This window comes from Rhizobium sp. PRIMUS64, assembly GCF_023006465.1.
GTDB lineage: Bacteria > Pseudomonadota > Alphaproteobacteria > Rhizobiales > Rhizobiaceae > Rhizobium > Rhizobium leguminosarum.
The window spans coordinates 1-19,706 of sequence record NZ_JALBGX010000031.1 but is presented as its reverse complement, the minus strand read 5'-3'; the positions used below and the strand labels follow the sequence as shown (position 1 = coordinate 19,706).

Sequence of the window (19,706 nt, the reverse complement as noted above, 5' to 3'; positions counted from 1 at the left end):
CCGGATTATTCCTTGGCGATCGGACCGACGAAATTGGTGTCGAAGCTCGGACCCAGCTTGAAGTCCTTCACGCTTTTGCGGTAGCCAGCCACCTCGGTCTGCTGGAAGATGAAGACGAAGGGGCTGTTTGCCAGGTACTTCTTCTGGATGTCCTGATATATGGCGGCGCGCTTGGCGGCGTCGCGTTCGAGAAGTGCGGCCTTGGCTTGCTTGTCGAGTTCCGGCGCTTCCCAGGTGTTGCGCCATGCGAGCGTCTTCACCGTGCCTGCATCGGAATTGTCGGGATTGCCGGTAAAGGTGTCGGCATTGGAATTCGGGTCGAAATAGTCCGAACCCCACTGGCCGATATACATGTCGTGGGTGCGGGCGCGGTACTTGGTCAGCGTCTGCTTGCCGTCGCCGGGGATGATTTCCATCTTCACGCCGGCTTGCGCCAGCGTCTGCTGCATGGATTCGGCAATGCCCGTCACCGGCTGCGTATTGCGCACATCCATGGTGATCGAGAAACCATCGGGTACGCCGGCCTTGGCGAGCAGTTCCTTGGCCTTGGCGACATCGAGCTTGTAGGGATTCTCATCGAGCGCGCCGAGCTGGCCCTTCGGCAGGAAAGTCTGGTGGATCTCGCCGATACCCTTGATCAGCGTTGCGCCGATCGCATCGTAGTCAACCAGGTATTTGAAGGCTTCCTGAACTTCCGGCTTTTTCAGGTTCTCGTTCTTGTTGTTCAGGCTGACATAATAGATCGTGCCCTTCGGCGCACTCGTTGTCGCCAGATCGGCATTCTTCGAAACGGCGTCGATGTCGCCCGGCTCGAGGTTGCGGGCGATATCGATGTCGCCTGCTTCGAGCGCCAGCCGCTGGGCCGAGCTTTCCTTCATGTAGCGATAGATGACGCGATTGAGCTTGGCTTTTTCGCCATAGTAATTGTCGTTGCGCTCCAGCACCACGACTTCGTTGGCGCGCCATTCGCGCAGCTTATAGGCGCCGGAGCCGGCATAGCCCGTCTTCAGCCATTCATTGCCGAAATCATTGTCGTATTTGTGCTCGGCATCCGGCGTCACGGCCTTCACATGCTCAAGCACCAGCTTCTTGTCGACGACGGAAGCGACGGTTGCCGTCAGGCAGTTAAGCACGAAGCTCGGCGCATAGGCCTTGTCGACCGTGAAGACGAAAGTGCCGGCATCGGCAGCCTTGGCTTTTTCCGTGACGTTGTCGCCGGTCAGGCCGAACTGGGTGAGGATGAAGGCCGGGCTCTTGTCGAGCTTGACGGCGCGTTCGAAGGACCAGGCGACATCTTCGGCGGTGACCGGGTTGCCGGAGGCGAATTTCAGGCCTGACTTCAGCTTGAACGTATAGGTGAGGCCATCATCGGAAACGCTCCAGCTCTCGGCCAGATCGCCCTTCACCTTCGACGTATCGTCCATGTCGAGACGAACAAGCAGGCTGTAGCTATTGGTGGTGATTTCAGCCGTCGAAAGCTCGAAAGCCTCGCCAGGATCCATCGTGATGATATCGTCGATGGCGAATCCTTCGACCAGCGTATCCTTCGGCGTCTCGGCGAAGGCGGCGGGTGCCGCCATCATCAGCAGCGATAGCGCGGCTCCGGCGGATAGCATGCGAAAATTGCGGCTGAGTTTGGTCATCATCATGGTCTGTTCCCCTGTTTTTTGATTGGATTAGGAAAGGCTTAGGCGCGGTCCTCCCGCCAAGCTTGGGCCAGAATGCGAAGCCAGTTTTCACGGGCAAGTTTTGCGAGGTCGGCATCAGCATAGCCAACCTCCTTGAGAGCGGCAATCAGCTTCTGATTGCCAGCCGCATCACCGATTTCCTCTGGAATGGTGGCCCCGTCGAAATCCGATCCGAGCGCCACGCAATCGATGCCGATGCGGTTCACGAGATAGTCAATATGGCGGATCATGTCGGTAAGCGGCGTATCGCTGTCCGAGCGGCCGTCGGCACGCAGCATGGCGGTGGCATAATTGATGCCGACGAGCCCGCGGCTTTCGCGGATCGCATCGAGCTGCCTGTCTGTCAGGTTGCGCGCGACCGGCGTCAGGGCGTGGGCATTGGAATGAGTGGCGACCAACGGCTGATCCGTCGTCTTCGCCACGTCCCAGAAACCCTTCTCGGTGATATGAGCAAGGTCGATCAGGACGCCGAGGCGATTGCATTCCCTCACCAGCGCGAAGCCGGCATCGGTCAGGCCGGGCGCCGTGTCCGGCGACATTGGGAAGGCGAAGGGCACGCCGTGACCGAAGACATTGTGCCGGCTCCAGACCGGCCCGAGCGACCGCAGCCCCGCCGCGTAGAATACCTCGAGCGCCGAGAGATCGGCGCCGATCGCCTCGCAACCTTCCATATGCATGACGGCGGCAAAAATGTTATCCGCCATGGCGCCGCGGATATCTTTCACCGTCCGGCAGAGCCGCCAGGCGCCAGCCTCGTCGAGCCGCAGCGCGATCGCCGCCATTTCATTGGCGATGGCAAGGGAAGGCAGCGGATCAAGAGGTGCCGCCATCGGCGTGATATAGCGACCGTTAGCATCCGGATCGGCAAAGACGAGATCGCCCGAGGGAATGTAGATGGCGCAGAGACCGCCCGAAAGACCGCCCTCTCTGGCGCGACGCGCATCGATATGGCCGACCGTCGTGCCGTCTGCGAATTCCGCGATCGGGTCGCTGCCGTCTTTTGAATGTGTCCAGAGTCGAAGGAGAACGTCGTTGTGACCGTCAAATACGAATTGCATCTGTCTTCCTGCGCTGCCCGAGCGGGCGAATGAAGCGGCAGAATAGAAAAGCTGACGGAATTCGCCACCTCTTTTTTTAAAAATCCGTCATCGACGCTGGAACAGGATGATTTTCGGCCAGTTCGGCTTAAAATCTGAATGCTCTTCTAAGTTAAATAGTTAGAGCGTGATGTCGTCCGAAAACCGCTCACATTCTTCGGCATCATGCTCTCAAAACGGAACGGGGGCCGAGGCCCCCGCAAAACTATCGGATCACGCTGCCGGAAATTAGTGCTTGCGCCGTTTCTTCTGTCTGTAGACGTCGATGACAACAGCCGCGACGATGATGAGGCCCTTGACGATCTCCTGGTAGTAGGCGTCGATCCTGAGGAAGGTGAAGCCGGAGGTCATGACGCCGAGAATGATGGTGCCGATGACCGTGCCGGTAATGCGCCCGACACCGCCGGTGAGCGAAGTGCCGCCGATGACGGTCGCGGCGATCGCGTCAAGTTCATATCCGACACCCATGCTGGCCTGCGCGGTTTCAGCACGTGCCGCCGTGACGATACCGGCAAGGCCGGCAAGCAATCCCGCAATCACATAGACCTTGACGAGATGAGCCTCGATGTTGATGCCGGAAACACGCGCGGCCTGCGGATTCGCGCCGATGGCATAGGTGAACTTGCCGTAGCGGGTGTAGCGCAGCGCGATATGAAAGATCAGTGCAACGACCAGGAAGACGACAACCGGCCAGGCTTTCGTTCCGATGAAATGAAACTGCTCGGTGATCCCGGAAACCGGCTGTCCCTTCGTATACCACTTCGCCACGCCTCTGGCCGAAACGAACATGCCAAGTGTGGCAATGAACGGCGGGATCTTGGTGTAGGCGATGAGCGCGCCGTTCGCGAGGCCGGCCGCCGCCCCGATCAGCAGACCGACGACGATGGGCACGAAAGCCGGCAGGTCGGTCAGCGAGGGAAAGACGGCCCGTCCCCAGGTCGAGGACTGGGCAAAGCTCGTTGCGATCATCGCCGTCATGCCGACGACCGAACCCGACGAAAGGTCGATGCCGCCGGTGATGATGACCTGCGTGACGCCGACGGCGATGATGCCGATGACGGAGACCTGCAGGATCATGATCGTCAGACGCTGCGAATTCATCAGGAAGCTTTGGCCGATGAACATCCAGCCGAGCACTTCGTAGATGAGTGCGATGCCGACGAGCACGAGGAAAATGCTGAGTTCCGTCGGTATGCGCCGCCGCCTTTGCCGGGTTGCGAGCGGAGCCGCGCTCTCTGCTGCCTTGGTAGTCATGTCAAACCTCCCTTGGACGATCGCCGTCGACGCATCACTGCGCAGCCAGCTCCATCACCTTTATCTGCGTTGCTTCGTCGCGATTGAGGAAACCGGTCACGCGTCCCTCGTGCATGACCATGATGCGGTCGCTCATGCCGAGAACCTCGGGCATCTCGGACGAGATCATCACCACCGCCACGCCGTTTCGCGCCATCTCCACGACCAACCGGTGGATTTCCGCCTTGGCGCCGACATCGATGCCGCGCGTCGGCTCGTCAAGGATGAGGATGCGCGGATTGGTGAGCAGCCAGCGGCCGATCAGCACCTTCTGTTGATTGCCGCCCGAAAGATTTTCCACCCGCTCGTAAAGATTGGGCGTTTTCACGCGCAGCTTTTTTGCCATGTCTTCGCAGGTTGCCTCGACTGCGCCCTGCTGCACGAAGCCGCCCTTGACGTATCTGTCCTGCAGAACGGCGATCTGCATGTTCTCGAGAATATCGAGGATCAACAGGCAGCCGGTATCTTTCCGGTCTTCGGTCAGGAACGCCATGCGATTGCGGATGGCCTCGGTCGGCGAAGAAATGGTCACCGGCTTGCCGTAGAGCTCGATCGAGCCGGAACTTGCCGGCGTCACGCCAAACAGCGTTTCGGCGACGTTCGACCGGCCGGAGCCGACCAGGCCGGCCACACCGAGGATTTCGCCGGCCCTGACCTCGAAGGAGACGTTCTTGAAAACGCCGTTGAGACACAGATCCTTGACGGAGAGCACGACCTCGCCGATCGGCACCTCTTCCTTGGGAAACATCTGGGTGATCTCGCGCCCGACCATCATCCGGATGATATCGTCGCGGGTGACGTCGGTTGAGGCATGCGTGCCGATATATCGGCCGTCGCGGAAGACGGAAAACTCGTCGGCAATCTCGAAGAGCTCGTTCATCTTGTGGGTGATGTAGACGATGCCGATGCCTTGGGCCCTGAGGTCGCGGATGATACGGAAAAGATGCTCGACCTCGCGCTCCGTCAGCGCCGAAGTCGGCTCGTCCATGATCAACACATCGGAATTATAGGAAACCGCCTTGGCGATCTCGACCATCTGCCGGTTGGCGACAGACAGGAACCGGACCTCGATATCAGGATCAATTGCGATATTGAGCCGGGTAAACAACTCCTCGGTCATGCGGTGCATCACGCCGTGATCGATGAAACCGAGGCGGTTCTTCGGTTCGCGGCGAATCCAGATATTTTCGGCAACCGTCATGAACGGCATCAGGTTCAGTTCCTGATGGATCATGGCAATGCCGTTCTCCAGCGCGTCGAGCGGAGATTTCAGCTGGATTTCGATCCCCTTCAGGCGAATATCGCCCTTGTCGGGCGTGTAGATACCGGCGAGGATCTTCATCAACGTCGATTTGCCGGCGCCGTTTTCGCCCATCAGCGCATGCACGGAGGCGCGCTTCAGTCGGAACTGCACGTCGTCGAGGGCGACGACACCGGGAAATTCCTTGCGGACACCCTCGGCGCTCAAGAGATATTCCGCATTCGGAACTGCGCCGCTCGCGCGCACGGCGGCCATGGTTGTCGGGCTGACGGCCATATCATCTCCTCCGGATACGGGTAGGCGAAAAGGATGCGGGCTTTGCCCGCATCCTGCTTGGCCTTCGCCTCAGTTCTTGGTGACGAAGTCCTTGACGTTGGCGGGCGTCACGAGCTGGAAGGGAATGTAGACCTTCTTGTCGATCTTTTCGCCCTTGGCGAGCTTGAGCGCTGCATCGAGCGAGCCCTTGCCCTGGCCGGCGGCATCCTGGAACACCGTGACGTCGAGATCACCCGCCTGCATGGCGGCAAGCGCGTCCTGCGTGGCGTCGACGCCGCCGACGACGACCTTGGTCATATCCTTGCCGGCTGCCTTCAGCGCCTGGATGGCGCCAATCGCCATTTCGTCGTTGTTGGAGATCACGGCGTCGAATTCGATGCCGCTGGAGAGCCAGTTGGTCATCAGGTCGGCGCCCTGGGTGCGGTCCCAGTTCGCCGTCTGCTCTTCGACGATCTCCAGGCCCTTGCATTCATCCGTCTTGATGACGTCGTGAACGTCCTGGGTCCGCATGCGCGCAGCCTGGTTGGAGAGCTCGCCCATGATCACGACGGCCTTGCCCTTGCCGCCGAGAATGCGGCAGATTTCCTTGGTTTCCAGCGTGCCGGATTCCTGCTCGTTGGAAGCGACGAAGGCCTGCTTGTCCGGCAGCGTGTCGACGTTGACCGGCTGACGGTTGACGTAAACCAGCGGAATGCCGGCATCGGCCGCGAGCTTCGACATTGCCGTGGTCGCATCGGTATCGACAGGGTTGACGATGATTGCATCGACCTTGGAGGCGATGAAATTCTGGATCTGGCTCTGCTGCTTGGAAACATCGTTCTGTGCGTCTTCGACCTGCAGCGTCACACCGCTGAGTGTCTTTGCATAATCGGTCATGCCGTTACGCAGAACCGTCAGGAAATTGTCGTCGAATTTCGCCATCGAGACGCCGACAGTTTCCGCGTGAGCCGTCGTCGACATGACGAGCGCCATCGCAGTGCCCAGGATAAACTTTTTCATTTTACTTCCTCCACAAAGCGGTGCCCGGCTGCACCCTCCTCACGCCGGAACTCCAGGCATTTGCTCTGAAGCCGCAATTCCCCGCGCCACCTCTCCCGCGGCGCTCCACAAAAACGGAACAAACAAACCGTCAAATCCGCTCTGCGGAATATTCATTCCATTTTCTGGGAGCGGCGTCAAGTATCTTTAGCGGCGTCAAGATATGGATGAGAGCGCAATGCCATGCGGGCTTCAGGACCGAGGCCCGCATTGCCGGTGTTGTGAAAGACGAAACGAGCATCCATCTATGCAGGGTCGAAGACAGGCTCACGGCCGCAGACGCCTTCGACCTCTCGCCGCGACCCAATCATTTGAAGATTTTGGAGACAGGACAGATGTCCATTTCGATGTATCGCCTCACCGTTCCGATGTTCCAGCGCGGTCTCGCCAGCCTGAAAACCTACCTCGACAAGGCCGAAGCCTATGCGAAGGAAAAGAATATTGATCCCGTCATATTGGTCACCGCTCGCCTTGCGCCCGACATGCTGCCGCTCTCCGGCCAGTATCAGCGCGCCAGCGACACCGCCAAATTTGCGCTCGCCCGCCTGACGGCGACCGACGCCCCGAAGTTCGAGGACAACGAAACGACGTTCGACGACCTGCGTGAGCGCCTGGCAAAGACCGAAGCCTATCTCGCCGGCTTCTCGGCGGAAGCACTGGAAGGCACCCAAACCCGCCAGATCACCCTGCCGGGAAAGAGTGGTATCGTGCTGCCGGGTGACGAATACATCGCCACCTTCGCCCTGCCGAACTTCTACTTCCACGTCGCGACGGCCCACGCCATCCTGCGTAGCCAGGGTGCTCCGATCGGCAAGCGCGATTATCTCGGCTGAACCCTAGTTCGGCTCGGCTAGACTAACATCAGGGCCGGTGGGTCACCGGCCCTCTTTCCGTCAGTTCGGTATAAGCGAGCGTCTGATCGAGATGCCGTGCTCGGAGCGACAGCAGCTTCTCGGCATAGTCGAGCCTTATCGCCGCATAGGCCGGATCCGCCGCGACATTGTCGAGCTCCATCGGATCATCGGCAAGATTGAAGAGGAGCGGCGGCAATGCGGTAAAATGCACATATTTGAACCGCGCGTCGCGGATCACCGCGAGATTGCATTCATTGGACCGCAGCCGGAAATGCCGCTCGGCCTCGCCATGCGCAATGTCGCGGAAATCGAACTCCCAAAATGCCGCGTCCCGCCAGTTCTGTCCGCTCCCACCCCTGACAAACGGCATGAGCGACCTGCCATCGAGCCCGTTCGTCGCGTCGACGCCGAGCCTTTGGCAAAGTGTCGGAAAAATATCGGCAGCGCTGGTGAATTTGTCGACGACCCCACCCGCAGCACTGCTTGAGGGATCGCGAATGACAAGCGGAATATGATAGCTGCCGTCGAAGAAGCCGCCCTTGCCGAGCGTCCAGTGATCGCCCGCCATCTCGGCGTGGTCGGAGGTGAAGACAACAAGCGTATCGTCCCAGGCATCCGCATCCTTGAGGGCCTGCCAGATACGGCCGAGCTGCGCATCGACCTCTGATATCATGCCGTAATAGATCGCCCGGATCGCAGCGAAATCCTCGCCGTTCCAGTCGCTGAGCGGCCCCGTTGCACCGTGAATGAAGCTGCCCTTGTCGGAGCGTGGCATGGCATAGGCGAGGTAGGGATGACTGTCATGTTCGGCTTCGCAGTTTGCCGCGCGCGCAAAAACCGGCCCGTCCCCCGGCTTGAACATTCGGTTGAACGGCTCCGGCACGGAGAACGGCGGATGCGGACGCAAGAAGGAGACATGCGCAAACCACGGCCTGTCCTGTTCGCCCACCCAGCGAATGAACTCGCCGGCCAGGAAAGCCGTCTGGGTCTCGTCGCGCGAATAGGCCGGCGCTGCATTTGAAATTTCTCCCGCTCCCGCACCGACGGGAATGTGAATATCGCGGCTGACGGCATCGGCATGGCCGCGGGACCGTAGCCAGGAGAGCCATTGTCTTTCGTGCTCGGGCAGAAGCTGGCGGGCCGTAAAACCCGGCAGCACGCCTTCGTAGGTCGTCAGATGCGGATCGCCGGCATCCATCCCGCGCGGATCGGGCGCCGTATCCGTGTAACCGAACAGCGTCGGGTCATATCCCGCCCGCCGGGCCGCCAGCGCCAGATTGTCAAAGCGGGCATCGAGCGGCGAACCGTTACGGCAGACGCGGTGGTTCATTTGATAGAGGCCGGTATAGAGCGTGGCCCGCGCCGGCGAGCAGGGAGCCGCGCCGGCATAGTGCCGCCGGAAGAGCGTGCCTTCCCGCGCCAGCGCATCGACACCAGGCGTCTTTACACAGGCGTGACCGACGGCTGACAGGCAATCGCCGCGCCACTGATCCGCCGTGATCAGCAGGACGTTCGGCCGGCGCGCCTTCTCAATGCTGGTTGGATTTTGCATGCCAATCCCAGGCGGAGCGGATGATCTCAGACAGATCATACTGCGGCACCCAGCCGAGCACGTCGCGCGCCTTGTCGTTATTGGCCACCAGCGTGTGCGAATCGCCTTCGCGCCGGCCGATATATTCGACCGGGAAAGGCCGGTTCGACACTTCTTCGATCGCGCCGAGCAATTCCTTCACCGTCGTGCCGGTGCCGGTGCCGAGGTTGAGCGCAACGGAATCGCCGCCCTTCAGCAGATATTCGACGGCGCGCACATGCGCATCGGCGAGATCCAGCACATGGATATAGTCGCGCACACAGGTGCCGTCGCGTGTCTCGTAATCGCTGCCGAACACCTTGAAGCCTTGGCGGCGGCCGAGTGCCGCGTCGATCGCCAGGGGTATCGCATGCGTTTCCGGCTGGTGCCATTCGCCGATCCGGCCCTCAAAATCGGCGCCGGCCGCATTGAAATAGCGCAGCACCACCGAGCGCAGGCTCCTGTACTGGTCGTAATCGGCAAGCGCCTGTTCGACGATATATTTCGTTCGCCCGTAGGGATTGATCGGCACCTGCCGATGGGTCTCGTCGAGCGGCACGCTCTGCGGCAGGCCGTAAGTGGCGCAGGTCGAGGAGAAGACGAAGGCGTTGATGCCGGCCGCTTGTGCCGCCGAAAGCAGCGTCAACGTGCCGATCACATTGTTCTCGTAGAAGGAAACCGGATCCTTGACCGATTCGCCGACTTCGATCAGCGCGGCGAAATGCAGGATCGCCGCCGGCTTGTGCTTGGCCAGCACCTCATCCAGCCGGGCGCGGTCGCGAATATCGCCCTCTTCGGCCGGCCCCCATCTGACAAACTCGCGATGACCGTTCGAAAAATTGTCGAAGACGACAGGCCTATAGCCCTTGTTCGCCAGGTCGAGGCACGTATGCGAGCCGATATAGCCGGCGCCGCCGACGACAAGAACCGTTTCACCTGCCATACACCACCCTATTGTTCACGAGAGATGGGAGAAGCCTAAACGAGATACACGTCAATAAAAAGAAGGAACTGCGATCGGCGCAAACGGACAATACGTCAAATGCCGAAGCCGCCCGTCCGGGCGATGTGTGCCGGACCCGCAATATTCATGAATTATTCGCGTGATTTGCATAACCGCGCGATCTAAGGGGCTTCTACCACCATGTGATGATCAACGGTCTGCAGCCATCAGGCAGGGAGAGCGCGAATGAGGAAGGCATTGGTCGTTTGGGGCGGCTGGCAAGGTCATGAACCGGAGCAATGCGCTCATATCGTCGCCGACCTTCTGCGCGAGGACGATTTTGCGGTCGAGGTAACCGGCGATCTCGGCATTTTCGGATCTCCAACGCTGGCGAAGGCCGATCTGCTGGTGCCCATCATTACCGGCGAAACGCTCGAAAAGCCTCATGCTAGCGCCCTCGTCGAAGCGGTGCGCGGCGGGCTCGGGCTTGCCGGCCATCACGGCGCACTCGCCACATCCTTCAAGGAGAGCGCGCCTTTCCGTTATGTCTCCGGCGTCACTTGGGTCGCCCATCCCGGCAATATCATCGACTTCCGCGTCGCCGTCACCCGCCAGGACGATCCCGTCATGGAGGGCATTCCCGACTTCGACTATCGTTCGGAGCAATATTATCTCCACTATGATCCCACAGTCGAAATCCTTGCGACCACCACCTTCACCGGCGCCTACGATCCGGCAGCCCGCAATGTCGTGATGCCCGTCGCCTTCAAGCGTCATTTCGGTGCCGGCCGCATCTTCTATTCCGCCCTCGGCCATGTCGCAGCCGAATTCGATCATCCCTACATGCCCCTCATCCTGCGGCGTGGTCTGAGCTGGGCCGCACGCCAGTAGCGTCAGGGCGAGCCGCACGCCGGCGAATGCCGACCGGCGGCGACAACCGGACGACGTCGGCCGCTAAAGAATAAGCATTTCAAGCTGGTGGGCCGCCGCGGCTGATCGGCCGGCACGGGCGACTGCTTGCCGATCACCCGCCCGCGCCATAATTTGCCCGGATGCAGGATCGCTTCTCTTTCTTCCCCGCAACCACCGACCGCCTGGCCGATATCGAAGCGGTCTTCGACGATTGCGCCGACGGCCGGAATTGTCGCTGCGCCTACTGGTATCGACCGAATGCCGACTACAAGGCAGGATGGGGCGAGGGAAATCGCAACTGGTTCCGAAGCCTCGTCGCCGAACGGCGCCCGCCCGGTATTCTCGGTTATCACGAGAATGAACCGGCCGGATGGTGCGGTGTCGCGCCACGCGCCGTATTCGACCGGCTGCGCCGTTCAAAACCCTTTGCGCCGGTGGATGACAAGCCGGTCTGGTCGATCAATTGCTTCATCGTCCGCAAGCCGTTCCGGCGGCAGGGTCTGTCGCGATTGTTATTGAAACACGCCGTCGAATTCGCAAGCGCGAACGGCGCCGAATGTCTCGAAGCCTACCCTGTCGATCAGGCAGCCCGTGCTTCGAACGGAGCCGAGCTTTATCCGGGAACGCTGTCGATGTTTCTGGATGCCGGTTTCGTCGAGGTGGCAAGACGCCTGCCGGCAAGGCCGATCGTCCGCCTGGAATGCCGCTGAATATTTCGGCAACCCAGAGATTGAAAAATACGGCCTAGCGAGCCGCCTTGATCTGCCGGTCGTTCTCAACGGCGGGCGCCGCCTCGTCATAGATCCGCATCAGCCGCCCGGCTGCCTTCAGCTTCTCGATGAGATCGTTTCCATCAGGCGAGGCCTTCGTCAGCTCCAGCTGCTCGAACTCCCTCAGCGCCTGCGCCCAATGGCTTTCCCCACGCCCATCCGGCCTGCCTTCCGATTCCCATAGTGAATAAGCGCGCTGGCTGACCCAGGCGTCTTTATTATGACTCATAATCAACCCCAGCGAGAAATTTGGAAGCAATATTCGACAGGCAACAAGGTGCCAAAACCGGCTTTAGGAGTCGTTACGAGGCAGCGTTAGTTTTTAGCTAATAGCGAGGCACAGAGGATTATCCCTGTGCACATTCCCGGACCTTGGCCTCGTACCGCCTGCAGGGTAGGGTCATCGCAGAAACGACAGCGATGACCGATGGCAGCCAAGACAACACTCAATGCGAAGAATCTTGAATCCCTTGGTGCGCAGCGCCTTGCCGAGCTGCTGGTCGAGATCAGCATGGGCAGTGCTGCCCACAAGCGACGGCTTCGAATGGAGCTTGCCGGCAATCACGGCAGCGCCGAGGTCGCGCGTGAGGTACGAAAACGGCTTGCCAGCATCGCCCGCGCTCGCACCCTCATCAACTGGCGCAAAGTGAAGGCGCTGAAGAGCGACCTGGAAACGCAGCGCAAGACGATCACAGAGACGGTTGCCGCCGATGATCCCCAGGAGGCTTTCGAACTGATATGGCAGTTCCTCGCCCTGGCGAATTCGATCTTTGAGAGATCCAACGAGAGCAGCGGTTCTGTCATCCAAAGTTTTCATCAGGCTTGCGAGGATGCTGCCGCAATCGCCGCGTCCGCCAAGATCGACGCCAATGTCCTGGCCGAGAAGGTGTTCAAAGCCGTGCAAGACGATGGTTACGGCCAGTACGACAACCTGATTGTGGCGATGGCGCCAGCTCTCGGCAAGGATGGTCTCGATTGCCTGAAAACCCTCTTCATCCAATGGTCCAAGGAGCCGAAAGACAAGCCGGCGGAGGACAAGCGCGAGATCATCGGCTGGGGCGGCGCAGGCCCCCTTTACGAAGATGAGATCGACGGCACTCAGCGAGACCTGACGGTGCGCATAGCCTTGCAGGAAATTGCCGACGCCCAGGGCGATGTTGATGCCTACATTGGCCAACACCCCGAGGATGCGCGCAAGGCGCCGATGATAGCTGCCGACATCGCCAATCGTCTGCTCTCGGCCGGTCGGGCGAAGGAAGCGCTTGAGACGTTGGATGAGGCCGACAGGAGAGGCTGGGCCGACATGCCATTCGAATGGCAGCGCGCGCGCGTTGAGACGCTCGAGGCCCTGGGGCGTGCAGCGGAGGCGCAGACCTATAGATGGACATGTTTCGAGCAGTCGCTGCATGGCGAGCACCTCAAGGCTTTCCTCAAGCGGCTGCCCGATTTCGACGATCTTGAGGCCGAGGAGAAGGCATTTGTCCATGTTCGGGCTTTTCCTGACGTCCACCAGGCACTTGCGTTTTTTCTCAACTGGCCGGCGCCTGCCGAGGCGGCAAAACTTGTAGCGAGCAGGAAGGCGGAACTGGATGGCAATCTCTATGAGCTGATGACGCTGGCGGCCGAAGCTCTGGCGGAGAAACATCCGCTCGCGGCCACCATTGTCTTGCGCTCCATGATCGATTTCGCGCTCGATAGCGGCCGGTCCGGCCGCTATAAGCATGCGGCGAGGCATCTGGCGGACTGTGCATCCTTTGCGCCTCATATCGATGACTTCGGCAACACTCGATCCCATGACCTCTATGTCGCGGAACTCAAACGTCGGCACGGCAAGAAGCATGGCTTCTGGAGCCTGGTGACCTAAGTTGCTCCGGATACCTTACCCTCAGAGAGGAATTCCATGACGACCACTTCCTGGCATGCAGATCCGCTGACTTGGGGCACTGGACCCCGCATCTTCGAAGCCTTTCTGGAGCCGACTTGCCCCTACTCGGTCAGAGCGTTCAACAAGTTCGACGAATTGCTCGGCCAGGCCGGCGAGGACAAGATCACCGTGAAGATCCGCCTGCAATCGCAACCTTGGCATATGTATTCGGGCGTCCTCGTCCGCTGCATCATCGCAGCCTCAACGTTGGAAGGCGGCAAGCAGACAGCAAAGAAAGTGATGGCCGCCATTGCAGCCCATCGCGAGGAGTTCGAATTCGAGCGTCACGCCGGCGGCCCGAATATGGATGTGACGCCGAACCAGATCATCGAGCGCCTGGAAGGCTACAGCGGCGTCAAGCTGAAAGAAGCCTTCGCAATCCCGGATCTCGACCGGGAGATCAAGTGGCACTGCAAATATGCCCGGCAGAACGGCATCCACGTCTCGCCGACCTTCATGATAGATGGGCTGGTGCAGGCAGATATGAGCAGCGGTGATGAGGTTGGAGTCTGGGTGAAGAAGGCGCTGGGTAACTGACGAGATCCCGCACTAAGAGCCACCCGTATATTTGTCTCCTGCCTGTTTCGCTCAATGGATATCGGGCAGAATCAGCGCAAGCAAAGCGCGATGTTTTGATTCGGGAACGGCTCTGGTGCGGCCTTGGAATGCATGCGATTCTGACCGCCGGTCACGGCAATCTCCCGGTAATCTCAAACGTTAATAATCCCGGGAAATTTATGGCGGAGAGGGTGGGATTTGAACCCACGATACCCTTGCAGGTATGCCGCATTTCGAGTGCGGTGCATTCGACCACTCTGCCACCTCTCCGCGGTCTGGTCGGCGCTTGTTCGGCGCGGGCGTTCTCATAACGGGCAAATGACAGGCTGGCAAGCCGAAAAGTCGAACCATTCCATCCTTTTGCCTTGACAGCTTTTTGTCACTCGCGTATCTCGGCTGCGCAATAGGTTTGGAGAAATCCGTGCCTAGCTCGTCCTGCGTTTGCGTGGGGCGCTTCACCGGCAGGAAGAGTTCGAGGATTAGACCTCTGAAATCCCTGCTTAACTTCGACTGATAAAAAGACGGCCACCTCGCTCAATCGGCGAGGAGAGCTGGAACGAACATGAAAGGATAAAAAATGTTCGCAGTCATCAAGACCGGCGGTAAACAGTACCGTGTGGCAGCCAACGACGTGCTGACCATCGAAAAGCTGGAAGCCACCGCTGGCGATTCCATTGAATTCACCGAAGTGCTCGTGATCGGCGAAGGCGCCGACGCTGCGATCGGTGCGCCCTTCGTAACCGGCGCCTCTGTCAAGGCAGAAGTCGTCGAACAGAACCGCGGCAAGAAGGTCATCGCCTTCAAGAAGCGCCGCCGTCAGAATTCGAAGCGTTCGCGCGGCCATCGTCAGCATCACACGGTCGTCCGTATCACGGACATCGTGGCTGCCAAGTAAGATCAACGGGACAAGGTTTAAAGGAGAACTCCAATGGCACACAAAAAAGCTGGCGGTTCCTCGCGCAACGGTCGCGATTCCGAATCCAAGCGCCTTGGCGTGAAGAAGTTCGGCGGCGAAGCCGTCATCGCAGGCAACATCCTCGTGCGTCAGCGCGGGACGCAGTGGCATCCGGGTTCCAACGTCGGCCTCGGCAAGGATCACACGATTTTTGCACTTACCGCCGGCAATGTGAACTACCGAACGAAGGCCAACGGTCGCGTCTACGTGTCTGTCATGCCGAAAGCGGAAGCAGCGGAATAAGCCGGTAGCGCTCAAAAACAGCCGGCGTCTCATCGACCCGGCTGGCCGTATCAGGTTCAGTCTAGAAAACAGGGGAGATGGGGCGCCATCTCCCCTTTTTCTTTACCCCTCAAGGAGGACTGAACCATGCAAGGCGAATTGTTAAGGGCAGACCAATCACGGTCTCCCCGGGAAGACCAGCGGTCTTCCGAAGAACGGCTGAGGCCGGAACGGTTAAGGACCGATTGCCCTGTCTTGTTATCGGAAAGGCTCGTCATGCGCGCGCCCCACGAAGAAGACATCGACGCCCTTGCCCATCTCGCCAACAACGCCAAAGTCGCCACCATGGTATCGCGTATGCCGCACCCTTATACCGCCGATGATGCTGCTGACTTCGTGCGTCGCACGAAAAATGGCGATATTGGCAAGTGCGTCTATGCGATCACCAAGGCTGAAAACGGCGCCTTTATCGGCTGCTGCGGCGTCGAGCCGCATGCGGACGGCAGAACCGTCGAGATCGGTTACTGGCTGGGCGAGCCCTATTGGAACAAGGGTTATACGACCGAGGCCTGCCATGCCCTGGTCGATATGGTGTTCAGAACCCGTCAGGACGTCGATCAGATCGATGCCCGTTGCCGGGTAATGAATGTCGCCTCGCGCCGCGTCATCCAGAAGTGCGGCTTCCAGTTCCAGGGATCGGGGCTCGCCGCCTCGCTGGCGCTCGGCAGTAACGTGCCGGTCGAATGGTACAGGCTCGACCGCAAGACCTGGATGTCCCTCCGAAGCTGGGGGAACATCGCATGAGCACGACTGCGCTGCAAAGGCCGGAGGTCAAGCCGATGATGCCCGGCCCTGCGCCGGTTATCTCGACCGCCCGGCTGACGCTCCGCCCCCACAGGCTGAGCGATGCGCCTGATATCGCGGAATCGCTTTCCGATTTCGCGGTCACGCGCATGCTGTCCCGCGTACCCGCGCCGTTCGACCGGCAGGATGCGCTGGACTGGCTGATCCCGGTCACCTCAGGCACCCTGCCCGACTGGCCGTTGGCGATCACCGATAAGGACGATGTCCATATCGGCAACGTCTCGATCGAGCTGCGCCACGGCCGCTGGCACCTCGGCTACTGGCTGAACCGCTATTACTGGCGGCGCGGCTATATGAGCGAGGCGGTAGCGGCGATCATCGAGCGCTTCTCGCGCCGCATGCCGGAGACGCCGATCCATTCCGGCGTCTTCGCCGACAACCCTGCTTCGCTGCGGCTGCAGGAGAAGCTCGGTTTCCACATGACGGGTTGCGGCGAAATCTATTGTTTCGCCCGCAATACGATGGTGTCGCACATCGAAACCGTGCTGCAGCCTGGCATGCTGCAGCCGCGGAAGGTTGCCTGATCAAACGCGAGACGTCGCCGCACCGGCGGCGTCTCAATCAACGATTTCGACCCATAGGGGGAAGTGATCGGAGCCCTCGGATTGCGTATCGATCCGAGCGGATTTCAATCGGCCCTCGAGGCCGCAACTGACGAAGCAATAATCGAGATGCATGCGTTTGCCGTGATCTTCGGGATCCATCCAGCTGTAGCTCCCCGGGCGATAGGCCTCGAGCGCCGCAAAGGCGTCCATCGGCGTGCCGATCCTGGCGACACGTCCATAATATCCGCCGCCAGCACCGGCAAGCGCGCAATATTCCGGCGATTCCGGCTCCATGTTGAAATCACCCATGATAATATAATCCTCCGGCAGCGGCGGCTCCGGCAGATCGAATTCACCACCCCCCGTCAGCGATCCACCCTCCTGGACGAAGGCATTGATATGCGCGTTCAGAAATTGCAGCTGGCGGATGCGCTCATCGGCGGAGACATGGTCGAGATGCACGGAGTAGACGCGGATCGCCCCGCCGGGTGCTGCGATTACCGCTTCGGTTGCGCCGCGCTGCGGGTTGATCTTGCCGATCGTCCGGCTGCGCGGCAGAAGCAGCGTCCGGGTCGAGACAACAGGCCAGCGCGACAGCACCATGTTGCCGAACTGGAAACGGGTGCCCGGCACCGGCTGGAGCCCGCCTTCATCAGCTTCGACATGCATGTCGCAGGCTGGCCCATAGACCCAGAAATAGTCGGGAAAGAAGGCTGCAACATCGGCCACCATGTCGGCAAAACCGTTGCGGGAGAAACCGCGAGTCACCTCCTGCAGCGCGATGACATCGGCTCCCTCGAGGCTCCGGGCAATCCGCGCCAGATCGTATCTGCCGTCGAGACCGAAGCCGTACTGTATGTTATAGCTCGCAAAATTCACGATAATCTTTGACCTCCGTCGGAACCGCCTATATCGAATGGGCCAAGACGGGCCGTCCAACTGCCACTGAATATTGGAAGTAAAATGAAATTTCTCGACGAAGCAAAGGTCTATATCAAGTCCGGGGACGGCGGCGGCGGCAGCGTTTCCTTCCGACGCGAGAAATTCATTGAGTTCGGCGGCCCGGATGGCGGTGACGGCGGGCGCGGCGGCGACGTCTGGGTCGAGGCCGTCAACGGCCTGAACACGCTGATCGATTTCCGCTATCAGCAGCATTTCAAGGCGACGATCGGCACCCATGGCATGGGCAGAAACCGCACCGGCGCCAATGGCAGCGACGTGACGCTCAAGGTTCCGGTCGGCACCCAGATCTTCGAGGAAGATCAGGAAACGCTGATCTGCGACCTGACTGTCGAAGGCCAGCGTTACTGTCTCGCTCATGGCGGCAATGGCGGCTTCGGCAACGCCCATTTCAAGACTTCGGTCAATCAGGCGCCGGATTGGGCCAATCCCGGTCTGCCCGGCGAGGAAAAGACCATCTGGCTGCGCCTGAAGCTGATTGCCGATGCCGGCCTCGTCGGCCTGCCCAATGCCGGCAAGTCGACCTTCCTGGCTGCCGTCACCCGCGCCCGGCCGAAGATCGCCAACTATCCCTTCACCACGCTGCATCCCAATCTCGGCGTCGCCACCATCGACGAGCGCGAATTCATTCTTGCCGACATTCCGGGCCTGATCGAAGGCGCCCATGAAGGGGTCGGCATCGGCGACCGTTTCCTCGGCCATGTCGAGCGCACCCGCGTGCTGCTCCACCTCATCTCCGCCCAGGAAGAAAAGGTCGGCAAGGCATATAAGACGGTCAAGCACGAGCTCGAAGCCTACGGAAACGAGCTGACCGACAAGGCTGAGATCGTGGCGCTGTCGCAGATCGACGTGCTCGACGATGCCGAACTGAAGAAGAAGACCAAGGAATTGGCCAAGGCCTGCGGCAAGACGCCGTTCCAGATTTCGGCCGTCACCGGCAAGGGCATGACCGAGGTGCTGCGCGCGCTGCGCGACATCATCGTCGAAGCCAATACCGAGGAGAAGCCGGCCAAGGTGCCGAAGCTGCGCCATCGCGACATGGTCGTCACCGATGAGGGCGAGGACGATGACCAGCCGTAAGCCGCTTGGCCGCTACCGCCGCATCGTCATCAAGATCGGCTCCGCGCTTCTGGTCGACCGCAAGGCCGGGTTGAAGAAGGCCTGGCTTGACGCCATGTGCACCGATATCTCCGACCTGAAAGCCAAGGGCATCGACGTGCTCGTCGTCTCCTCAGGCGCGATCGCGCTCGGCCGCTCGGTGCTCGACCTGCCCTCGGGTGCGCTGAAGCTGGAAGAAAGCCAGGCTGCGGCGGCCGTCGGCCAGATCGCGCTGGCGCGCGCCTGGTCGGAAAGCCTGTCGCGCGACGAGATCGTCGCCGGCCAGATCCTGCTGACGCTCGGTGATACCGAGGAGCGCCGCCGCTATCTCAATGCGCGCGCCACCATCAATCAGCTCCTGAAGATCGGCGCCGTGCCGATCATCAACGAGAACGACACCGTCGCCACCAGCGAGATCCGCTATGGCGACAACGACCGGCTGGCCGCTCGTGTTGCGACGATGACCGGCGCCGATCTGCTCATCCTTCTCTCCGATATCGACGGCCTCTACACCGCACCACCGCATCTCGATCCAAACGCGACGTTCCTCGAGATGATTGCCGAAATCACCCCCGAGATCGAGGCGATGGCCGGCGGAGCCGCTTCGGAACTTTCGCGCGGCGGCATGCGCACCAAGATCGATGCCGGCAAGATTGCGACGGCATCAGGCTGCGCGATGATCATCGCCTCCGGCAAGACCGACAATCCGCTGTCGGCGATCGAAAACGGCGCGCGTTCCTCCTGGTTCGCGCCATCGGGCACACCGGTTACCGCCCGCAAGACCTGGATTGCCGGGCAGCTGCAGCGGGCCGGCGAACTGCATGTCGATGACGGCGCCGTCGTTGCCCTCGGGGCCGGCAAGAGCCTGCTTCCAGCCG

20 protein-coding genes and 1 tRNA gene are annotated in these 19,706 nt (G+C 60.4%); 11 read left to right on the top strand and 10 right to left on the bottom strand.

From position 1 onward, the window contains the following. Positions 1-5 precede the first annotated feature (5 nt). The 5 genes from MOV76_RS14770 to MOV76_RS14750 form a co-directional block, all read right to left on the bottom strand. Positions 6-1,649, bottom strand: coding sequence for an ABC transporter substrate-binding protein (locus MOV76_RS14770; RefSeq protein ID WP_247264770.1), 1,644 nt, complete (start codon positions 1,647-1,649; stop codon positions 6-8). 38 nt (positions 1,650-1,687) lie between these two features. Further along, on the bottom strand, positions 1,688-2,746 hold the full coding sequence (locus MOV76_RS14765) for a dipeptidase (protein WP_247264769.1): 1,059 nt from the start codon (positions 2,744-2,746) through the stop codon (positions 1,688-1,690). Between the two features lie 267 nt (positions 2,747-3,013). Then, on the bottom strand, positions 3,014-4,039 hold the full coding sequence (locus tag MOV76_RS14760) for an ABC transporter permease (RefSeq protein WP_018244091.1): 1,026 nt from the start codon (positions 4,037-4,039) through the stop codon (positions 3,014-3,016). 34 nt (positions 4,040-4,073) lie between these two features. After that, the gene (locus MOV76_RS14755) at positions 4,074-5,615 is read right to left on the bottom strand and encodes a sugar ABC transporter ATP-binding protein (protein WP_028733608.1); all 1,542 of its coding nucleotides are present in this window, start codon (positions 5,613-5,615) and stop codon (positions 4,074-4,076) included. Positions 5,616-5,684: 69 nt separating this feature from the next. Then, the gene (locus MOV76_RS14750) at positions 5,685-6,614 is read right to left on the bottom strand and encodes a sugar ABC transporter substrate-binding protein (RefSeq protein WP_130653296.1); all 930 of its coding nucleotides are present in this window, start codon (positions 6,612-6,614) and stop codon (positions 5,685-5,687) included. Between the two features lie 374 nt (positions 6,615-6,988). Here MOV76_RS14750 and MOV76_RS14745 point away from each other — a divergent pair, with 374 nt between their 5' ends. Next, complete coding sequence (locus tag MOV76_RS14745; protein WP_026188557.1) at positions 6,989-7,486, top strand: DUF1993 family protein; 498 nt, start codon at positions 6,989-6,991, stop codon at positions 7,484-7,486. 28 nt (positions 7,487-7,514) lie between these two features. Here MOV76_RS14745 and MOV76_RS14740 read toward each other — a convergent pair whose 3' ends face one another. Next, positions 7,515-9,059: an alkaline phosphatase family protein gene (locus tag MOV76_RS14740; protein WP_210066639.1), complete on the bottom strand. Its 1,545-nt coding sequence runs from the start codon at positions 9,057-9,059 to the stop codon at positions 7,515-7,517. Continuing rightward, a complete protein-coding gene (gene galE / locus MOV76_RS14735) occupies positions 9,037-10,020 on the bottom strand; it encodes a UDP-glucose 4-epimerase GalE (protein ID WP_018517028.1) in 984 nt (327 codons plus the stop codon). The genes MOV76_RS14740 and galE overlap by 23 nt, the downstream gene beginning before the upstream one ends. Before the next feature lie 246 nt (positions 10,021-10,266). Here galE and MOV76_RS14730 point away from each other — a divergent pair, with 246 nt between their 5' ends. Both MOV76_RS14730 and MOV76_RS14725 read left to right on the top strand, forming a co-directional pair. Then, a complete protein-coding gene (locus tag MOV76_RS14730) occupies positions 10,267-10,911 on the top strand; it encodes a ThuA domain-containing protein (protein ID WP_028734124.1) in 645 nt (214 codons plus the stop codon). A gap of 161 nt (positions 10,912-11,072) precedes the next feature. Next, positions 11,073-11,642: a GNAT family N-acetyltransferase gene (locus MOV76_RS14725; protein WP_028734123.1), complete on the top strand. Its 570-nt coding sequence runs from the start codon at positions 11,073-11,075 to the stop codon at positions 11,640-11,642. A 34-nt stretch (positions 11,643-11,676) separates the two neighbouring features. Here MOV76_RS14725 and MOV76_RS14720 read toward each other — a convergent pair whose 3' ends face one another. Continuing rightward, positions 11,677-11,931: a DUF2934 domain-containing protein gene (locus MOV76_RS14720; protein WP_018448355.1), complete on the bottom strand. Its 255-nt coding sequence runs from the start codon at positions 11,929-11,931 to the stop codon at positions 11,677-11,679. 198 nt (positions 11,932-12,129) lie between these two features. Here MOV76_RS14720 and MOV76_RS14715 point away from each other — a divergent pair, with 198 nt between their 5' ends. Beyond that, positions 12,130-13,566: a DUF6880 family protein gene (locus MOV76_RS14715; RefSeq protein WP_247264768.1), complete on the top strand. Its 1,437-nt coding sequence runs from the start codon at positions 12,130-12,132 to the stop codon at positions 13,564-13,566. Positions 13,567-13,602: 36 nt separating this feature from the next. After that, a complete protein-coding gene (locus MOV76_RS14710; protein ID WP_130653300.1) occupies positions 13,603-14,163 on the top strand; it encodes a thioredoxin domain-containing protein in 561 nt (186 codons plus the stop codon). 201 nt (positions 14,164-14,364) lie between these two features. Here the strand turns inward: MOV76_RS14710 and MOV76_RS14705 are convergent. Further along, positions 14,365-14,454 (bottom strand) — tRNA-Ser (locus MOV76_RS14705). A gap of 307 nt (positions 14,455-14,761) precedes the next feature. Here MOV76_RS14705 and rplU point away from each other — a divergent pair. The 4 genes from rplU to MOV76_RS14685 all read left to right on the top strand — a co-directional run bounded on the left by rplU (position 14,762) and on the right by MOV76_RS14685 (position 16,749). Beyond that, positions 14,762-15,079, top strand: a complete 318-nt coding sequence (rplU, locus tag MOV76_RS14700) for a 50S ribosomal protein L21 (protein ID WP_003543907.1) — start codon at positions 14,762-14,764, stop codon at positions 15,077-15,079. Between the two features lie 33 nt (positions 15,080-15,112). Next, positions 15,113-15,382: a 50S ribosomal protein L27 gene (gene rpmA, locus MOV76_RS14695; RefSeq protein WP_003567620.1), complete on the top strand. Its 270-nt coding sequence runs from the start codon at positions 15,113-15,115 to the stop codon at positions 15,380-15,382. 126 nt (positions 15,383-15,508) lie between these two features. Beyond that, entirely contained in the window at positions 15,509-16,165 is a 657-nt protein-coding gene (locus MOV76_RS14690; protein ID WP_017966066.1) for a GNAT family N-acetyltransferase, read from the top strand. Then, positions 16,162-16,749, top strand: coding sequence for a GNAT family N-acetyltransferase (locus tag MOV76_RS14685; protein ID WP_130653301.1), 588 nt, complete (start codon positions 16,162-16,164; stop codon positions 16,747-16,749). The genes MOV76_RS14690 and MOV76_RS14685 overlap by 4 nt, the downstream gene beginning before the upstream one ends. Before the next feature lie 33 nt (positions 16,750-16,782). Here the strand turns inward: MOV76_RS14685 and MOV76_RS14680 are convergent, their stop codons facing one another. After that, positions 16,783-17,649 carry an endonuclease/exonuclease/phosphatase family protein gene (locus tag MOV76_RS14680; protein ID WP_115157076.1) on the bottom strand — a complete coding sequence of 289 codons (867 nt, stop codon included), beginning with the start codon at positions 17,647-17,649 and terminating at the stop codon, positions 16,783-16,785. Positions 17,650-17,733: 84 nt separating this feature from the next. Here MOV76_RS14680 and obgE point away from each other — a divergent pair, with 84 nt between their 5' ends. Further along, on the top strand, positions 17,734-18,810 hold the full coding sequence (gene obgE / locus MOV76_RS14675; protein WP_112905555.1) for a GTPase ObgE: 1,077 nt from the start codon (positions 17,734-17,736) through the stop codon (positions 18,808-18,810). Then, positions 18,797-19,706, top strand: a 910-nt coding sequence (gene proB, locus MOV76_RS14670; protein ID WP_247264767.1) for a glutamate 5-kinase, incomplete at its 3' end; no start/stop codon positions are given. The genes obgE and proB, both read left to right, overlap by 14 nt.